The organism is Streptomyces montanisoli, from assembly GCF_017813245.1.
GTDB lineage: Bacteria > Actinomycetota > Actinomycetes > Streptomycetales > Streptomycetaceae > Streptomyces > Streptomyces montanisoli.
The window spans coordinates 44,519-61,120 of sequence record NZ_JAGIQL010000010.1 but is presented as its reverse complement, the minus strand read 5'-3'; the positions used below and the strand labels follow the sequence as shown (position 1 = coordinate 61,120).

Sequence of the window (16,602 nt, the reverse complement as noted above, 5' to 3'; positions counted from 1 at the left end):
TCCTCTACCGGTCGTAGCGTGAGGTCACACGACCGCTTCACACGCACGGAGGGGACCCATGCACTTCGCATCGACCCGTATCATCACCGCCGACGTCGCCCGCCTCGCCGACTTCTACGAGCGCGTCACCGGCGTCCGGGCGAACCGGTACACCGAGGACTTCGCCGAACTCGTCACAGACTCGGCCACGCTCGCCATCGGCTCGACCCGCACCGTCCCGATGTTCGCGCCGGACAGCGCCGAACCGGCGGCCAACCGCAGCGTCATCATCGAGTTCTTCGTCGAGGACGTGGACAGCGCCCACCGCGACCTGTCCGGCTACGTCGAGGAGTTCGTCAAGGAGCCCACCACGATGCCGTGGGGAAACCGCGCACTGCTGTTCCGCGACCCCGACGGCAACCTCGTCAACCTCTTCACCCCGGTCACCCCCGAGGCCATCGAGAGGTTCGCCCGCTAGCTGTATCGATCACGAGCGTCCGGGGCGCCTCGCGCCCGTACGCGCCCACCGTCCGGCGATGACGGAGCACACCACCAACTGCATCTGGTGGAACATCATGAGCGGCACCACGGCAAGGCCTGCTCCCGGACCGAACAGCACGGCGGCCATCGGAACCCCGTTGACCAGGCTCTTCTTCGAGCCCGCGAAGACGACCGCGATCCGGTCCTCGCGCGGGAAGCCGAGTACCCGCGCGAGCACCGACGTCGCTCCGAGCGCGACCGCCAGCAGCGACGCCTCCACGACGGCGAGCAGCAGCAGCCGCGTGACCGGCACCCGCTCCCACACCCCGCCCACGACGCCCGCGCTGAACGCGTTGTACACGACCAGGAGCACGGCTCCGCGGTCGACGCGGCCCAGCGCCCGTCTGTGGCGGGCGACGGCCGCTCCGATCCGGCCGCGTGCGAACTGGCCGAGCAGGAACGGCAGGACGATCTGCGTGCACAATCCGGTGATCCGCCCCGGCGAGAACGGCGCCTGGCCGCCCAGGAGCAGCGCCGCGAGCGCCGGGGTGGCGACCATCCCGAGGAGGCTGGAGTAGGTGCCGGCACACACGGCCGCGGAGACGTTGCCGCCGGCGATCGACGTGAACGCGATCGACGACTGCACCGTCGAGGGGACCAGGCAGAGGAAGAGGAACCCCGTGTAGAGGTGCGGGTCGAGCACCGTGGGCACCAGCAGCCGCGCGGCCACACCTGCCAGCGGGAACAACACGAACGTGCTCGCCACGATGGCCAGGTGCAGCCGCCAGTGGCGCAGCCCGGCCACCGCCTCGGCGGTGCTCAGCCGCGTGCCGTACAGGAAGAAGACCAGGCCGACGGCCACGTCCGTCACGTCGCCCGTCACCGTCGCCGACGAGCCGCGCACCGGCCACAGCGTGGCGCACAGCACCGTCCCGAGCAGGGCGGCGACGTACGGATCCACACGGAACGGCACACGGCCCGGGCCCCGGCCGGGGCCGTCCGCGCGCGAGGGGTGCGGGGGGAGTCCGGGCCGTGTCACAGGACCCGCACCGCGTCGCGCGCGGCGGCCGCGGCGTCCCCCGCCCCGTCGCCGGTCTCGGTGGTCTCGTCGGTCTCGTCCAGCCAGGACCTCACCGAGTCGTTGTGCTGGCCGAGGGTGGGAGGCGGCAGATGGCGGGTCCTGCCGCCGCCGTCGAACTGCCACGGCGCGCCCGGCAGTGTGATGGGCCCGAGCGTCGCGTGGTCGACCCGGACCGCGAGCCCCTGCTGCCGGGTCTGCTCCCAGTCGTAGACCTCGTCGATCGTGCGGACGCGTCCCGCGGGCACACCGGCATCCGCGAGCCGCTCCAGCCACACATCGGCGGACGCCCACCGCAGCACACCCTCGAGTTCGGCGGCCAGTTCGGCGCGCCGTCCGACCCGGTCGGCATTGGTGGCGTAGCGGGGATCGTCGGCCGCGAGGCCGGCGACGGACGCGAGCGCGTGCCACAGCTTCTCGCTCCCCACGGCGATCTGGATCGCCCCGTCGGCGCAGTGGAAGAGCCCGTAGGGGGCGATCGACGGATGCTGGTTTCCCGTCGCCTCCGGCACCTGCCCCGCGACGGTCCAGCGTGTCCCCTGGAAGCTGTGCACGCCGACCATGGCCGACAGGAGCGATGTGCGCACCACCCGGCCGCGGCCCGTGCGGGCGCGTTCCAGCAGAGCCGCGAGCACGCCGCTGACCCCGAAGATGCCCGCGAGCAGGTCCGCGATCGGCACGCCGCACTTCGCGGGGGCGCCGGGCTCACCCGTGAGGCTCATCAGCCCCGCCTCGCCCTGGGCGATCTGGTCGTAGCCGGGCCGGTCCCCGTGCGGCCCTCCGTGGCCGAACCCGCTGATGGAGAGGATCACGAGCCCGGGGTTGAGCAGGTGCAGCCGGTCGGCGCCGTAGCCGAGGCGGTCCATGGTCCCGGGCCGGAAGTTCTCCACCAGCACGTCCGCGCGCCTGACGAGGCGGCGCACGAGCGCCCTGCCCTCCGGGCTCCTCAGATCGGCGGTCACGGACTCCTTGTTGCGGTTGCAGGCGAGGAAGTACGTGGACTCGGTGTCCGCCGCCCCGCCGGGCGGCGGCGAGACGAACGGCGGCCCCCAGCCGCGTGTCTCGTCGCCGCCGGGCGCCTCGACCTTGATCACGCGTGCTCCGAGGTCGCCCAGCATCATCGCGGCGTGCGGCCCCGCGAGTGCGTGCGAGAGGTCGAGGACGAGCCGGCCGTCGAGCGGGCCCTGCCCGCTGGTCACTGCGTCAGGCATGGAAGGACTCCCGGGGGTACGTGGCGGGGTGGTCGGGTCGTGTGGTGTGACGCGGCGCTCGCGGCGTCACACCGAGGCCGCCGGTATGACTGTGTGCCGTGAACCTAGGCGCTCGGGGATGAGCGAGGCCTCCCGCGCGGGTTAACGGATCTTCACCTTCCCGTGTGGCAAGCGCCGATGAGCCGGTGCGGGCGGCAAACCGCCTGTGTAATGGGCGCCATGGCACTCGCGGAGCTGTTGATCGTGGAGGACGACGCGGACATCGCCTCCGAGCTGGAGCAGGCGCTGACCGGACACGGGTACGGGGTGACGTGCGTGGGCACGGGGGCGCTGGCCGCGCAGGCGGCCCTGCGGCGGGCGCCCGACCTGGTCCTGCTCGACCTCGGGCTGCCCGACATGGACGGCGTCGCGCTCTGCCGCAGGCTGCGTGCCTTCCTGCCGGTGGAGAGCGTCATCGTCGTACTCACCGCCCGCACCCGGGAGTTCGAGGTGGTGGTGGCCCTCGACGCGGGAGCCGACGACTACCTGACCAAGCCGTTCAGGCTGACGGAGCTCCTCGCGCGCCTGCGCGCCCACCTGCGCAGGCGGGCCGCGACCTCCGGCCCCCCGGTGATCCGGGTCGGCTCCACCAGCATCGACACACAGGCCAGGCGCGTGACCGTGGAGGGCGTCGAAGTGGCGCTGCGTCCCAAGGAGTTCGACCTGCTGGTGGTCCTGGCGAGGGCGGCCGGGGCCGTCGTCAGCCGGGAGCGCCTGATGGCCGACGTGTGGGACGAGCACTGGTTCGGCTCCACGAAGACACTGGACGTGCACGTGTGCGCCGTGCGGCGCAAGCTCGCGGACGCCGACCCGGAAGGCTCACGGCGCATCGTGACCGTACGCGGCAAGGGATACCGCTACGACACGGCCCGCCCGGCGACCGCTGACGGCCCGGCCTGCCACTGACGCCCGAACGGCGGTCGCGCTGCCGTCACCAGAACCGGTGCGTCCCCGGTAGCGGCCCACCGGTCGCGGCCCACCGGGCCCTGCTCGCCACGGCCCTGCTCGCCGCAGCCCGGCCCGGCCCGGGCGGTCGGAGCCATGGCCGGGCCGCGTCCTGCCGTGTGACTTCCGCGGGCGCGTGCGGGCCCGCGGTGCCGTTGGCCGCGCCCTACGGCCGGCGCGGCCACCTCACGGCGCCTCCGGGTCGGCCGCGGGCAGCATCAGGCTGAACACCGGCCGAGGGCCCGCCCTGCGCAGCAGCAGCCTGCCGCCCTCGGCCTCGGCGAGGGAGCGGGCGAGCGTGAGGCCGATGCCATGCCGCCTGCCGGGACCTTCGGCGGACTCGAAGACACGGTCGCCTTCGGCCGCCGGCCCCGGTCCGTCGTCGCCCACCTCGATCGCGACGCCCGCCCCCACATCGACGGCGGTCAGCCGGATCTCGCCGCGGCCATGGGTCAGGGCGTTGTCCACGAGCGTCTGCACCACCTGCACGGTCGCCGCCACCGACCCACGCGCCAGGGGCAGTTCCGGCTCGCACCGCACGGTGAGGCGGCGCCCCGCCTCCGCGACGGCGTCCCGGTTGCGCCGCGCGATCCGCTCCAGAACCTCCGCGGCGTCGATGCCCTCACCGCCCCCGTGCGTCTCGCGCGCCAGCCGCAGCAGATCGTCGATGGTCTCGCCCAGGTGGTCAGCGCGGCGCAGAGCGGTGTCCAGGGCCGTGCGCCTGCCGCGGTCGTCCTGCGTGCGTGCGGCTTCGAGGCCGAGGACCAGCGCCGTCAGGGGCGTGCGCAGCTGGTGGGAGACGGCCGTGCTGAACGACCTCTCCCGTTCGAGCACCTCGCCGAGGCGGCGCGCGGTCGCGGCCAGCGCGCGCCCCGCCGCGTCCGCCTCCCGGATGCCGCTGCGCACCGGCTGGATGGTGAAGTCACCGGCGCCCAGGGCCCGCGCCGTCTCGGTCAGCCGCTCGAGCGGCACGGCGACCCGCCGGGCGAGGTGCACCGCGAGCAGGACGGAGAGGCCGACGATGGCCGCCCCGGTGGCCGCGAGCAGGAGCCAGGTGCCGGACCTGCGGTCGGTGATCGAGTCCCACGGCGTCCACACGCGCACGACGGCCGTGACGACGCCGTGGCGCGCGACGGGCACGGAGACGGCCAGGTGGCTGCCCTCCACGCCCTGGTGCAGCGAGCCGTCGCGTGCCGCCTCGGCCACGCGGGACGACGGGGGCCCGTTGCCGCTCAGCCGGCGGCCCGCAGGCGTGTAGAGAGCCTCCCGCGCTGCCGCGGGCGGGCGTTGGGACGAGTGGCCCGAGTGGCCCGAGTGGCCCGAGCCCGGCCCGTACGCCTCGTCGCGGGGCAGGCCCGCGGCGAGCCACACGGCGTCCCGCTGCAGCCGGGCGACGGCGCCGCCGCGGTAGAGCCGGTCCATCGACCAGGCGAGCGGCACGGTGAGCACGGTGACCGCGCACGCCGCGACGGCCACGATCGACACGAGCACCCGGCGGCGCAGCGGACTGCCGTCCCCCGCCGGACGCGCGGACGAACCCGTCGCGCCGGCTGCCGTCCTCTTCCCGCACGTCATCGCCACGCGGCCAGCCTACCGAAACAACTACAGTGTGTAGGAGTCGATGCGCGCCGTGTGACCGGTCGCCTCAGGCGAGCAGCCGGCGCCCGTACCAGTCCCTGGAGTCGCCGATGCCGGGCAGGACGAAGAAGTACCCGCCGCCGAACGGCTGGACGTAGTCGACCAGCGGCTCGTCGACGAGCCGCTCCTGCACGGTCTCGAACTGGCGGTGCAGGTCCTGCTGGTAGCAGGCGAAGATGTGCCCGCACTGCAGGTTGCCGTTCTCGTCCATGCCGAGGTCGTAGTTGTACGAGCGGCGCAGCAGGCGCTGGTTGTTCGTGCGGTGGGTGCGCGGGTTGGCCAGCCGGATGTGGGAGTCCAGCGGGATGACCTTGCCGTGGGGGTCCTTGGCGTAGTCGGGGGTGTCCGTCTCCACGTTGCCGTCGAGCGGGGCACCGCTGTCGCGGCGGCGGCCGAACATCCGCTCCTGCTCGTTGATCGAGACACGGTCCCAGAACTCCACCAGCATCCGGATCAGCCGGACCACCTGGTAGGAGCCGCCCTGCGCCCAGGCCGGCTCGGCCGGGTCGTCCACCCACACCAGGTCCTCTGCGGTGGTGCGGGTGGGGTTGGCCGTGCCGTCCTTGAAGCCGAGCAGGTTGCGCGGGGTGCCCGAGGGGCGCGGTGGCGAGCCGTAGCCCTCGATCTTCCACCGCAGCTGCATTCCGCCGCGCGTGTGCTTGGTGAGGTCGCGGATCGCGTGGTGGAGGGTGTCGGCGTTGTTGGCGCACAGCTGGAGCAGCAGGTCGCCGTGGGTCCAGCGCGTTTCGAGCGCGTCGTTGGGGAAGGTCCGCATCGGGGTGAGGTGCAGTGGCTTCGCGGCGGACAGCCCGAAGCGGTCGTCGAAGAGCCCGGCCCCGACCGACAGGGTCATGGTGAGCCCGTCGGCGGGGACGGTGGGCCCCAGCACGTCGCTGTCGGACGGCGGGTGACCGATGCCGAGGTTCGGCGGCGTCCCGCCCGAGGTCAGGAAGCGGGCGCGCTCCGTGAGGGTGTGCATGAGGTCGACCAGATCCGCGCGGCCCGCCGCCGTCACGTTGAACGCCGCGAACATGGACGAGCGCTGCTGGTGCGGCGGCGCCGGGGTGAGGACGCCTGCCTGGTGCGCGCCGTGGAACGGGTAGGACGACGGGGTGTGGTCGCCGCTCGCCGTGCCCGAGTCGTCGGCGTGGGCGCCCGCGGCGAGTAGCCCGCCGGTCAGTGCGGTGCCGGCCGCGCCGGCCGCACCGCCTTGGAGGAACGCGCGTCGGCTGACGCCCATGGCAGGTCTCCTTGGTCGGATCGTGAGGGTCGAAGTCGGGGGGTGGGCTTGTGGCGTTGTGAGGGTCCGCCGCGGCCGGCGGTTGTGGCCCGGTCAGCGGGCGAGTGGCACTTCCAGCAGGTCGGGAACGTCGGCCAGGGTTTCGAGCGCGCTGCCGATACGGGCGTCCACCTGCTGGCGCTGCGCGAGCGGTACGTCGTCGAACGGCCGCCAGACGCCGTGCTGCCGCGTGGCCCCGAGCGCCTTGTCCAGCGCGTCGAGTTGCTTGCTCGCGGTGGGCAGCAGCTCGGGGGAGCGGGGCCTCAGCAGCGGGGCGAGTTCGCCGAGGACGACGCGCGTCCCCTTGATGTCGGCCTCGGTCTCCGCGTACATGGCGCCCGAGCCCTGGTCGGCGGCGCCGGTCAGGCGGTCGCGCAGGGCGTCCTCCAGGATCTCGTGCGCCCGCAGGGGCAGGTCCGTCGGATCGACCGTGAGCTTCGGCAGCTTCTCGCGCAGCGTCGCGACGTCCTTGCCCAGCCGGTCGGCGACCGGGAGCAGGCCCGCGGCGCTCTCGCCGTGCCACAGCCCGTACTCGAGGCGGTGCAGGCCGGTGAAGTCCTTGTCGTGGACGCCGCCAGGCAGACCCTGCGGCAGTCCGTCCACGGCGTCCCCGAGGTCGCCGAAGCTGCCGTAGGCGGCCCCGATCCGGTCCCAGGTGAGCTGGGCGGGCAGCCAGTCCTTGCGTGCCGTGTCCAGGTGGTGGTGGGCGATGTCGTCACGGACGGCCGCCACCTGCCCCGCGAGGGTGGCGAGCTGCGGGCGGACGTAGGCGCGGTACTTCGCGGCCGCGGGCTTCAGGTCGGCCACGGACACCTGCTTCACGGCGACGGGTGCCGAGCCGGACGAACCGGAGCCCGAGCCGGACGAGCCGGACTCTGCGCTCGCCGTGACGGTACGGGAACTCGTCGTGCCCTTCCCCGACATGAGGCACTTGAACGTGTAGGCGCCGGCGTCGAGCGTGGCGGTCATCGTGCCCGTGGTGGCCGGGCCGAGCGTCTCTATCTCGCCGACGATGGCACCCGAGGCGTTGTCCAGGTTGATCTCGCCAGCCCGCCCGGACTTGTTGACCACCTGGAACGTCTGCGTCCCCGCGCGGGCCGAGGTCCAGTCGCTCGCGCAGCCGGAGGCGGTGACGGTGACCTTGGTGCCCTTGGACGTGTTGCCGCCGGAGGGCAGGAAGACGACGACGCCGGTCGCGGCCAGGGCGGGAGCGAGGACGAGCACGGCGCCCACCGTCCACGGGCTGCGCCCGGCGAGGAAGCCGGGCCCGCCGGGGGCGCGGGCACCGTCCGTCGCCGAAGCGTCCGTCGCCGAAGCGTCCGCCGCGGCGGACGGGACCGGCCCGGCCTCCGCCGCGGACGAGGCCGCAGGTGCCGCCTCCTTCGTGCTGGGCCCGGGGGAGGGGCGTCGTGCGGCGGCGGGCCGCGTCGCGCGGACGAACAGGGTGAGCGTGACGCCCAGGTAGACCGCCCACGCGACGACCTGGAGCACCGTCATGCGGGGCGTCAGTTCGGTGACGCCGGTGATGAGCGTGACCCACCAGGAGCTCGTCGGGACGCTCCCGCTGACGTCGAACGCCGTCCACGTGTGGCCGGGGAGCAGCCCGGCGTTCTGCAGTTCGCCGAGCCCGTACGCCAGCACGCCCGCGGTGATCACCAGCAGCGCGAACGCCGTGCGGGAGAAGAACGCCCCCAGGTTGATGCGGATCGCCCGGCGGAACAGCAGCCAGCACGCCAGGCAGGCGAGGGCGAGCCCGAGGCCCGCGCCGATCAGCGGGGACACCGTCTCGCCGGAGGCCCTGGCCGCCGTCCACAGGAACAGCGTCGTCTCGAGACCCTCGCGGCCCACGGCGAGGAAGGCCGTGGCAGCGAGGGCGCCTGCCCCGACCTGGGACGCGGCAGCCACCTTGGAGCGCAGATCCCCCGACAGGCTCGCGGCGGTCTTGCGCATCCAGAAGACCATCAGCGTCACGAGCACCACGGCGAGGACGCTGAGCGTGCCGCCCACGATCTCCTGGCCCGCGCTGGAGAGCACGTCGGTGGAGAAGGTCAGGACCGTCGCGAAGCTCGCCGCGACGGCCACGGCGCCGACGACGCCCAGCCACACCGGCGCGGTGGAGACCCGCTCGCCCTCGCCCGCGGTGCGGCGCAGAGCGGCCAGCAGGATGCTGACCACCAGCCCCGCTTCGAGTCCCTCCCGCAATCCGATCAGCAGATTGGGGAACGCGTCAGCCCAAGTCATAGTCGGTAAGGTAAGCCATGCCTTAAGGGCGGTCGCCATCGGCCCACGTGTTCGTGCCGCCCGGCGCCCTGGCCGGCCTGGCCGCCGGCGCACTCCTCCTCTCCTCCCGCCCCGGCGCGCGGGCACCCGCCGACGTGAGGTTCCCGCCGGTGGGAACGGCCCCGTCAACTACTACATCTCGTAGAATGAAGCGGGTGACCGCGTGCCGAGACCGTACGAGGAGAAGTCATGCAGACGCACTCGGAGGAGGCGGGAGGCGACCGGATCCTGGTCGTGGTCCCGACGTACAACGAGGCCGGGAACATCACCTCCGTCACCACCCGGCTGCGGGCGGCGGTGCCCGGGGCCGACGTCCTGATCGCGGACGACGACAGTCCCGACGGGACGGGCAGGATCGCCGACGAGCTCGCCGAGTCGGACGAGCGCGTGCACGTGCTGCACCGTCCCGGCAAGCGCGGGCTCGGAGCCGCGTACGTCGCCGGGTTCCGGTGGGGCATCGAGCGGGGCTACGACGTGCTGGTCGAGATGGACGCCGACGGCTCCCACCGGCCGGAGGAGCTGCCCCGCCTGCTCGCCGCCCTGGACGCGGGCGCCGACGTCGCCCTCGGCTCGCGCTGGGTCGAGGGCGGGAGCGTCGTGAACTGGCCCAGGTCGAGGCAGTGGCTCTCGCGCGGCGGCAGCGCCTACTCCCGGTGGCTGCTCGGCCTGCCCCACCGCGACGTGACGGGCGGCTACCGGGCGCTCAGGACCCGCGTGGTGGCGGGTCTCGGGCTCGACGCGATCAGGTCGCAGGGCTACTGCTTCCAGATCGACCTGCTGCGCCGGGCGTCGGCGCGCGAGGCGTCGATCGTCGAGGTGCCCATCACGTTCGTCGAGCGTGAGATCGGCACGTCCAAGATGAACCGGGCCATCGTGGCGGAGGCGGTGTGGCGCGTGGCGGTGTGGGGGACGCTCAGGCGGCTGAGCCGGCCGGCGTCGGCGGGACGGGGCCGGAAGGACGCGGTCAGCCGCGGGCCGGGTGGCCCGCGGCGGCCGTGACGTGGCGGCCGCCGTCCGTGACGCGGTGCCCGTCCGGGTCGGTGACGTGGTGGCGGGTGGAGACCGACAGGTGCCCGGGCGTCGCCATGTCGAAGAGGTGGTCCATGTCCTGGGCGGACAGGATCAGGCTGATGCCGCAGACGGCCATCAGCGCCGCGTGGGCGACCACGAGGTACCGGCGGGACGGCGGGGGCGGGGCGAGCAGTGCCTGGACGCGCTGCGGCACGGGGCCCCCGGTCACGGCGAGGCCCAGCCGCGGCCGGCGGCCCGCCGCGAGCGCCGCTTTGGCGACGGCCCTGGCCACGAGCGGCCTGTCGCCGACGGCGACCGCGGCCTCCTCGTCGGCCCAGCGCTCCAGCGCGAAGGCGCCCGCCCGCTCGACGGGGCGCAGCAGCGGGTTGACCGCGCCCGCCAGGTGGAACACCAGCAGGAAGACGTGGTGGCGGTGGCGCAGGTGCGTCCGCTCGTGCGCGATCAGGGCGCCGCGCTCCTTGCTGTTCAGCGCCCGCAGCATCCCCGACGTCACGACGATCCGGCCGGGCGAGCCGGGCAGCGCGTACGCGTCGGGTTCGGCGTCGTCCACGATCTCGATCTCCCGGCCGGGCTCAAGCCCCCGGCTGTGCCGCCGGGCCACGAGCAGCAGGCGTCCCCTGCGGTACACGGCGACGGCCAGCGCGCCGGCGCAGGCGACGAGGATCAGGGCGCAGACGGCGGCCACGGGCCAGCCGACCGGCGTGTGCTCGGCCAGCTCGCCCGACGACCAGCCGCCCTCGGCGGCGAGGTCGGGGAACCTGTCGATGAGCGTGAAGCCGAGCATCCCGAGCGCCGCGGCCCAGCCCGCGCCCGCGACGACCGCGGCCACGGCGAGCAGCCACGACGCGAGGAACGGACGGAGTTTGCGTGCCGCCGACGGAGCCATGAGGGCCAGCACGGCACTGACGGCGAAGGGCGTGAAGAGGGCGATGCGCAAGGTGTCAGTCCTCTGCGTGTCCGCGCAGCAGTTGTTCCAGCAGTCGTTCGTCCTGCGGCGGGAGCTCCGAGACGAACCGGGCCAGCACCGCCGCCCGGTCCCCGCCGGTCTCCAGCAGGGCCCGCATGCCGGCCGCGGTGTGCCCCGCCTCGTCCCGCACCGGCGTGTAGTGGTAGCCCCTGCCGACGCGTTCGCGGGTGACCAGGCCCTTGTCGAACAGCCTGGACAGGATGGTCAGCACGGTGGTGTACGCCGGGTCGCCGGTTATCTGCTCGCGCACCGCGGCGGCCGACACCGGCCCGCCCGCCGCCCACAGCGCGGCGAGCACCTCGCCCTCCAGTTGCCCACGCGCCCGCCTGCCGTGCGGTGGAACCTCGTCCTCAGCCAAACCGCGTACCTCCGTCTTCCGCGATCGTATGCCCCGGCCGTGGCTTCCCAATAAAGTACTACCGGTTGTAGAGGCCGGTCGACGGTGGGAACGGAACGGGCGCGCAGGTCATGGGCGGCGCGCGGCCCACACGGAGCGCTCGGTGCGTACGGCGAGGTCGTCGCGGTGCAGGACGCTGCCGGGGCCGTCGGCGTCGAGGAGCCTGTCGAGCGCGGCGAGGTCCTCGGGCGGCAGCGCACCTTCGACGGTGGCGCGCATGCTCTCCAGGCTGATGAGCGCGTAGCGGCCGATCGCCGGGGAGCGGGATCCGTCGATGTGCACGGTGATCGTGCGCTCCTTCTCGACGGAGAATCCGGCCGCGGTCAGCTTGGGGCCCCAGTCGGCGCCGCGGTGCGGAACGTGCTCGGCGTGGTACCGCTCGCTCGCCGCGTGGCAGCGCTCCTCCAGGCCCGGCCGCTCTTCCGGGCCGTCCTCAGGCAGGAACCGGGGAAAGCCGGCGAGCTCGACGACGGCGAGCAGCCCGCCGGGCGCGAGCGTGTCGCGCACCCGGCGCAGGGTGCGGTCGGGGTCGGCCATGTGGTGCATGGACGCCGAAGCCCACACCAGGTCGGGCGTGCCGAGGTCGGGCCACGACGCGTCGAGGTCCGCCTGCACGGTGCGCACGCGAGCGTCGACGCCCAGGGCGCACGCCTTCTCCCGCAGGCGCTGCAGATGGCCCGCCGAGGCGTCCACGGCGGTGATGTGCGCCTCGGGCCAGCGTTCCAGCAGGGCGAAGGTGCCGGCGCCGGTTCCGCAGCCCAGGTCGACGACCTGGCGCGGATTCGAGGACAGGGGCAGCCAGGCGGTGAGGGACGCGATGTGGCCGGCGAGGATCTCGGCGTCCAGGTCGAGGACCTCGGCCTGGACGTCCTGGGCGCCTGCGTGGCCATGGTGGTGCGGGGTGTGGGTCATGCCGTCACCGTAGGCAGGGGATGCGCGTCACGCACGAGTACTTGCCGATACGGCAAGCGGATGGCCTCTCCGGCTGCGCGATACGCATGCTCGATACGCGCGCTCGATCAGGCCCCCTTCCGGTGGAACGCCCGATGCCACATTTCTATCTACATGATGTAGTAGGAATCATCGGCTGCTCGCTCCAGGGAGGAAAGCGCCGTGGACGACATCGTGCTCGCCGGACGCACGGACCACCAGACGGCCCGTGCGCCCGGCGCGACGCCCGGGGCGGGGCGCCGCGCCCGCCCGGCCCCGGACGTTCCGGCGCAATGGCACCGCGGCATCACGCTGCTCGCCACCATCAGCCTGTTCATCGGCACCCGCTCCGCATGGACGCACGCGATGTCGAGCGACACGCCCGTCGCCGCCGTCATCTCCGCCTGCTACGCGGGCATCCTCGTCTGCGGCGTGCTCGCCCTGTCCGTCCGCGGCAGGCGCGCACTCGCGTCCGTGGACCTCGGCGTCCTCGCGATCGGGATCGCCCTGGTGGTGTGCCGCTACTGGCTCGACCACGCCGGCAGCGACGAGGGGGTGCTGACCGCGCAGGCGGCCCACGAGATCCTCAGCGGCCGCCCCGTCTACGGGCAGCCCTGGCCCTGGCTGTTCGGCACGCCACGGGTCGGCGTCACCAAGACCATGGCGGGAGGCGGCGACTACACGTACGGCTATCCGCCGCTCACCGCGCTCCTCGCCGCCCCCGTCCACGCCGTCCTGCACTCCACGGCCGCGGCGACGCTCGTCACCACGGGCGCGCTCATCGCGGGCACCGTCGCGCTGTGGTGGACGGTGCCGCCCGCCTGGCGCTCGGCGGCGACCGCCGTCTGCCTCGGCTTCGGCATGCTGCCCGGCTACGCGCGGCTCGGCTACCCGGCGGTCGTCGCGCTCGCCCTGCTCGTCCCGGCGGTGGTGCGCTGGCCCGAGACCGGAGTCGGGGGACGGCTCGGTCGCCGCGGGGTGGCGCGTGCCTGCTGCCTCGGCGCGGCGTGCGCGGCCCAGCAACTGGCCTGGTTCCTCGCGCCGTTCCTGCTGGTGGGCCTGTACGCCGTGCGCCGCGGCGAACTCGGCGGCCGCGCGGCCCTCGCGGTCACGGCCCGCTACGCCTCCACCGCCGGCCTGGTCTGGCTGTCGATCAACGCCTACTTCATCGCCCAGGGCCCGCGCGACTGGCTCGACGGCACGCTCCTGCCGATCACCCAGGGCGCCATCCTGCACGGCCAGGGGCTCATGGGCATCTCGTACTACTTCACGGCCGGCAGCAGCCGGCTGGACTTCTACTCCTACGCGGCGCTGCTGCTGCTCGCCGGCCTCCTCGGCGCGCTCTTCCTCTTCCCCCGGCGGCTCGGTCCCGCGCTCACCGTTCTTCCCTGGCTGCCCTTCTACCTGGCGACCCGCTCGCAGGACGGCTACTTCCTGCTGATGACGCCGCTGTGGCTGGCCGCCGCCGCCACCGTCCCGTCCTCGACGCAGTCCGCGGCGTGGCGGCCGCCCATCAGCCGCCGCGGTGGACGGAGGGTGAAGGCGGCGCTCGCGGCGGGCGTCGTGGCGCCGGCCCTGCTGTGCGCGGGCGTGGCCGCCGCCAGCCCGCCACCGCTGGCCATGGGCGCCGTCACACCACGGCTCACCGACACACCGCGCCACGGCATCACCGCCGCGACGGTGCACGTGGTCAACAGGACCGGCGAGACTCTCACGCCGCACTTCGCGAGCCGCACGGGCCAGGGCGCCTCCCGCTGGTGGACGATCAAGGCCGGGCCCGCCTCGCTGGCACCCCACGCGTCCGCCACGTACGAGGTGAGCCCGCACGGCGGCTTCCGTGCCGTGCCCCGGGGACCGCACGCGCCCCTCCACCTGATCGCCGTCACGGCGAACCCGATGACGATCACCACGGCACCCTTCCCGTCACCACCGGCGTGACCGCCGCCCCCGGAACCGGCGCTGACCTGCGCGGGGTCTAGAATCGACCGTCCCACGCCCCCTACGGAACCGGCAGAACCGTGCCCCTCCCCAAGGCCGAACTCCACCTCCACATCGAAGGCACTCTCGAGCCGGAGCTCGCCTTCGCCCTCGCCGCGCGCAACGGCATCGCACTGCCGTACGCCGACGCGGAGGAGCTGCGCCACAAGTACCGCTTCAGCGACCTTCAGTCGTTTCTCGACCTGTACTACGAACTGATGGCCGTCCTGCGCACGGAGGACGACTTCGCCGACCTCGCCGAGGCCTACCTGACGCGCGCCGCGGCGCAGGGCGTCCGGCACGCGGAGGTCTTCTTCGACCCCCAGGCGCACCTCGCCAGGGGCGTGGAGATGGCGACCGTGGTGGACGGGCTGGCCAGGGCTCTGGAGGGCGCCCCCGAACGCCACGGCGTCTCGACACGCCTGATCATGTGCTTCCTGCGCGACGAGTCCGCCGAGTCGGCCGCCGCCACGCTGGACGCCGCGCGCCCCCACCTGGACCACATCACCGGCGTCGGCCTCGACTCCGCCGAGGTCGGCCACCCGCCGTCGAAGTTCCGCGAGGTGTACGAGAAGGCCGCGAACCTCGGGCTGCGCCGCGTCGCGCACGCCGGGGAGGAGGGCCCGCCCGCCTACATCACCGAGGCCCTCGACGTCCTCGGCGTGGAGCGGGTGGACCACGGGCTGCGCAGCGTCGAGGACCCGGACCTCGTGGCACGCCTCGTGCGCGACCGGGTGCCGCTCACGCTCTGCCCGCTGTCGAACGTGCGGCTGCGCACCGTCGACGTCCTGGCCGACCACCCGCTGCGCGCCATGCTGGAGGCCGGTCTCATGGCCACCGTCAACTCCGACGACCCGGCCTACTTCGGCGGCTACGCGGACGACAACTTCCACGCCGTGCGCGAGGCGCTCGGCCTCACCGACGACCAGCTGCGCGAACTGGCGCGCAACTCCTTCCTCGCGGCGTTCCTCGACGACGACGAGGACCTGCGCAAGGCGTACCTAGCCGAGGTCGACGCGTACAGGTTCTGAATGCCCGCCGCGGCCCGGCGCTGCCCGTCCGCGCAGCCGGTCCATCTGGCGCCACTCCGGCCGCAGCCCCGCGAGGTTCGTGGTCAGGAAGTAGGCGACGCCACCCGCCAGCAGCACCGGGACGAGACCGAACGACGCGACCGCGGCGCCCGCGACCAGGCCGCCGAGTGGCACCCCCACCCAGGCGGTGGCGTTGCCGAGCGCGTTGACGCGGCCGAGCAGGTTGCGCGGCACCCGCTCGAACGAGAGCGCGCCGAGTATCGGGTTGAGGAACCCGGCGCCGAAACCGCCGACCGCGAACACCGCGAGCACCGCCCACAGCGGAGCGCCCGAGGCGAGGACGAGGAAGCGCGGCGCCCCGGCGAGCAGGAAGCCGGCGAAGAACACCGGCCTGCGGCGCATCCGGGGCGCGAGCGCGGCGGCGATCAGGCTGCCCCCGATCGCCGCGCAGCTCATGACCGTGCCGGTAAGACCGATCGCGGCGGGACCGCCGCCGGTGTCCTTCGCCCACACGGGGACCAGCACCGTCGAGAACCCGGCGTCCAGCAGGTTCGTGACGCCGACCATCACGATGATCGTCAGCAGCAGCGGCTCGCCGCGCAGGAACGCGAACCCCTCGCCGAACCGTCGCCAGTAGCCGGCCGGCGGCCCGTCCCCGGCGTTCTGGTCCGCGTCGCTGACGTCGCGTGGCGGCTCCTGAACGGCCCTGCCCATGGAGCGCGGCAGAGCGGCGGCGACGATGAGCGAGCCGAGCGCGAAGCAACCCGCGTTGGCGGCGAGAGCCGTCATGGGCCCGAGCAGCGCGACCACGGAGCCGCCGACCGCGGGCCCCACGGTGGACGCGAGGCGCTCCGTGACACCCGCGAGGCCGGTCGCGCGCTCCAGCGGCACCCGGGCGCGGTCCGCCGCCTCCGGCACCATGATCTCCTTGGCCAGGTCGCCCGGGCCGCGTACCGACCCGATCAGCGCGACCAGGCACAGCAGCAGCGGGAGCGTGAGCAGACCGCGGACGTGCAGCAGCGGGATCACGGCTGCCGCGGCCGCGCTGACGAGGTCCGTCGTCCACGAGACGACACGCGGCCCCACCCGGTCGACGAGCGGGCCCGTCAACGCCTTGACCACGACGTACGGCGCCATCTCGCAGAAGGCGACCAGGCCGGTCCTCGTGGCGCTGCCGGTGGTCGCGAGCACGAACCACGGGAGCGCGATGGCCGAGACGCGGGTGCCGGTCAGCGACACCAGCGTCGCCGTGAGCACGCCGACCAGCGGGCGCATGCGCCCGAAGCCGCCCGCCGGCAGGGATATGCCGCCGGGCACGCTCCCCGCGCCGGACCTCGGG

General features: G+C 73.9%; 14 protein-coding genes. 5 read left to right on the top strand and 9 right to left on the bottom strand.

Annotation, left to right across the window (positions count from 1 at the left end; genetic code table 11):
* Positions 1-58: 58 nt before the first annotated feature.
* Complete coding sequence (locus JFN87_RS04760) at positions 59-457, top strand: VOC family protein (RefSeq protein ID WP_209338594.1); 399 nt, start codon at positions 59-61, stop codon at positions 455-457.
* Positions 458-466: 9 nt separating this feature from the next.
* Here JFN87_RS04760 and JFN87_RS04755 read toward each other — a convergent pair whose 3' ends face one another.
* Positions 467-1,420 carry a bile acid:sodium symporter family protein gene (locus tag JFN87_RS04755; protein ID WP_307865303.1) on the bottom strand — a complete coding sequence of 318 codons (954 nt, stop codon included), beginning with the start codon at positions 1,418-1,420 and terminating at the stop codon, positions 467-469.
* Between the two features lie 74 nt (positions 1,421-1,494).
* Complete coding sequence (locus JFN87_RS04750) at positions 1,495-2,748, bottom strand: CaiB/BaiF CoA transferase family protein (protein WP_209338592.1); 1,254 nt, start codon at positions 2,746-2,748, stop codon at positions 1,495-1,497.
* Between the two features lie 219 nt (positions 2,749-2,967).
* Between JFN87_RS04750 and JFN87_RS04745 the strand changes: the two genes are divergently transcribed.
* A complete protein-coding gene (locus JFN87_RS04745; protein WP_245178745.1) occupies positions 2,968-3,693 on the top strand; it encodes a response regulator transcription factor in 726 nt (241 codons plus the stop codon).
* A gap of 225 nt (positions 3,694-3,918) precedes the next feature.
* Here JFN87_RS04745 and JFN87_RS04740 read toward each other — a convergent pair whose 3' ends face one another.
* The 3 genes from JFN87_RS04740 to efeU all read right to left on the bottom strand — a co-directional run bounded on the left by JFN87_RS04740 (position 3,919) and on the right by efeU (position 8,890).
* Positions 3,919-5,307: a sensor histidine kinase gene (locus JFN87_RS04740; protein ID WP_245178754.1), complete on the bottom strand. Its 1,389-nt coding sequence runs from the start codon at positions 5,305-5,307 to the stop codon at positions 3,919-3,921.
* 70 nt (positions 5,308-5,377) lie between these two features.
* The gene (gene efeB, locus JFN87_RS04735) at positions 5,378-6,610 is read right to left on the bottom strand and encodes an iron uptake transporter deferrochelatase/peroxidase subunit (RefSeq protein ID WP_209338589.1); all 1,233 of its coding nucleotides are present in this window, start codon (positions 6,608-6,610) and stop codon (positions 5,378-5,380) included.
* Positions 6,611-6,703: 93 nt separating this feature from the next.
* The gene (gene efeU, locus JFN87_RS04730; RefSeq protein WP_245178744.1) at positions 6,704-8,890 is read right to left on the bottom strand and encodes an iron uptake transporter permease EfeU; all 2,187 of its coding nucleotides are present in this window, start codon (positions 8,888-8,890) and stop codon (positions 6,704-6,706) included.
* A 228-nt stretch (positions 8,891-9,118) separates the two neighbouring features.
* Here efeU and JFN87_RS04725 point away from each other — a divergent pair, with 228 nt between their 5' ends.
* Positions 9,119-9,928 (top strand): polyprenol monophosphomannose synthase, encoded by an 810-nt coding sequence (locus tag JFN87_RS04725; RefSeq protein ID WP_209338587.1) that lies wholly within the window; start codon positions 9,119-9,121, stop codon positions 9,926-9,928.
* Here the strand turns inward: JFN87_RS04725 and JFN87_RS04720 are convergent.
* From JFN87_RS04720 to JFN87_RS04710, 3 genes are all read right to left on the bottom strand, one after another.
* Positions 9,894-10,898 (bottom strand): M56 family metallopeptidase, encoded by a 1,005-nt coding sequence (locus tag JFN87_RS04720; protein WP_245178743.1) that lies wholly within the window; start codon positions 10,896-10,898, stop codon positions 9,894-9,896. The two genes, JFN87_RS04725 and JFN87_RS04720, sit on opposite strands and share 35 nt — an antisense overlap.
* 4 nt (positions 10,899-10,902) lie before the next feature.
* Entirely contained in the window at positions 10,903-11,286 is a 384-nt protein-coding gene (locus tag JFN87_RS04715) for a BlaI/MecI/CopY family transcriptional regulator (protein ID WP_209338586.1), read from the bottom strand.
* Between the two features lie 108 nt (positions 11,287-11,394).
* Positions 11,395-12,237 (bottom strand): class I SAM-dependent methyltransferase, encoded by an 843-nt coding sequence (locus tag JFN87_RS04710; protein ID WP_209338585.1) that lies wholly within the window; start codon positions 12,235-12,237, stop codon positions 11,395-11,397.
* A gap of 201 nt (positions 12,238-12,438) precedes the next feature.
* Here JFN87_RS04710 and JFN87_RS04705 point away from each other — a divergent pair, with 201 nt between their 5' ends.
* Positions 12,439-14,193 (top strand): hypothetical protein, encoded by a 1,755-nt coding sequence (locus JFN87_RS04705; RefSeq protein WP_307865302.1) that lies wholly within the window; start codon positions 12,439-12,441, stop codon positions 14,191-14,193.
* 80 nt (positions 14,194-14,273) lie between these two features.
* Positions 14,274-15,263, top strand: a complete 990-nt coding sequence (locus JFN87_RS04700) for an adenosine deaminase (RefSeq protein WP_209338584.1) — start codon at positions 14,274-14,276, stop codon at positions 15,261-15,263.
* On the opposite strand, the gene JFN87_RS04695 is transcribed toward JFN87_RS04700, so the two are convergent.
* The gene (locus JFN87_RS04695) at positions 15,234-16,538 is read right to left on the bottom strand and encodes an MFS transporter (protein WP_209338613.1); all 1,305 of its coding nucleotides are present in this window, start codon (positions 16,536-16,538) and stop codon (positions 15,234-15,236) included. The genes JFN87_RS04700 and JFN87_RS04695 overlap by 30 nt on opposite strands.
* Positions 16,539-16,602 lie beyond the last annotated feature (64 nt).

What these genes read in the sequence shown, in the direction of transcription:
- JFN87_RS04710 (WP_209338585.1), bottom strand. Translation starts at nt 12,237, where the DNA reads ATGACCCACACCCCGCACCACCATGGCCACGCAGGCGCCCAGGACGTC.
- JFN87_RS04760 (WP_209338594.1), top strand. Translation starts at nt 59, where the DNA reads ATGCACTTCGCATCGACCCGTATCATCACCGCCGACGTCGCCCGCCTC.
- efeB (WP_209338589.1), bottom strand. Translation starts at nt 6,610, where the DNA reads ATGGGCGTCAGCCGACGCGCGTTCCTCCAAGGCGGTGCGGCCGGCGCG.
- JFN87_RS04750 (WP_209338592.1), bottom strand. Translation starts at nt 2,748, where the DNA reads ATGCCTGACGCAGTGACCAGCGGGCAGGGCCCGCTCGACGGCCGGCTC.
- efeU (WP_245178744.1), bottom strand. Translation starts at nt 8,890, where the DNA reads ATGACTTGGGCTGACGCGTTCCCCAATCTGCTGATCGGATTGCGGGAG.
- JFN87_RS04740 (WP_245178754.1), bottom strand. Translation starts at nt 5,307, where the DNA reads ATGACGTGCGGGAAGAGGACGGCAGCCGGCGCGACGGGTTCGTCCGCG.
- JFN87_RS04725 (WP_209338587.1), top strand. Translation starts at nt 9,119, where the DNA reads ATGCAGACGCACTCGGAGGAGGCGGGAGGCGACCGGATCCTGGTCGTG.
- JFN87_RS04695 (WP_209338613.1), bottom strand. Translation starts at nt 16,538, where the DNA reads ATGCGCCCGCTGGTCGGCGTGCTCACGGCGACGCTGGTGTCGCTGACC.
- JFN87_RS04745 (WP_245178745.1), top strand. Translation starts at nt 2,968, where the DNA reads ATGGCACTCGCGGAGCTGTTGATCGTGGAGGACGACGCGGACATCGCC.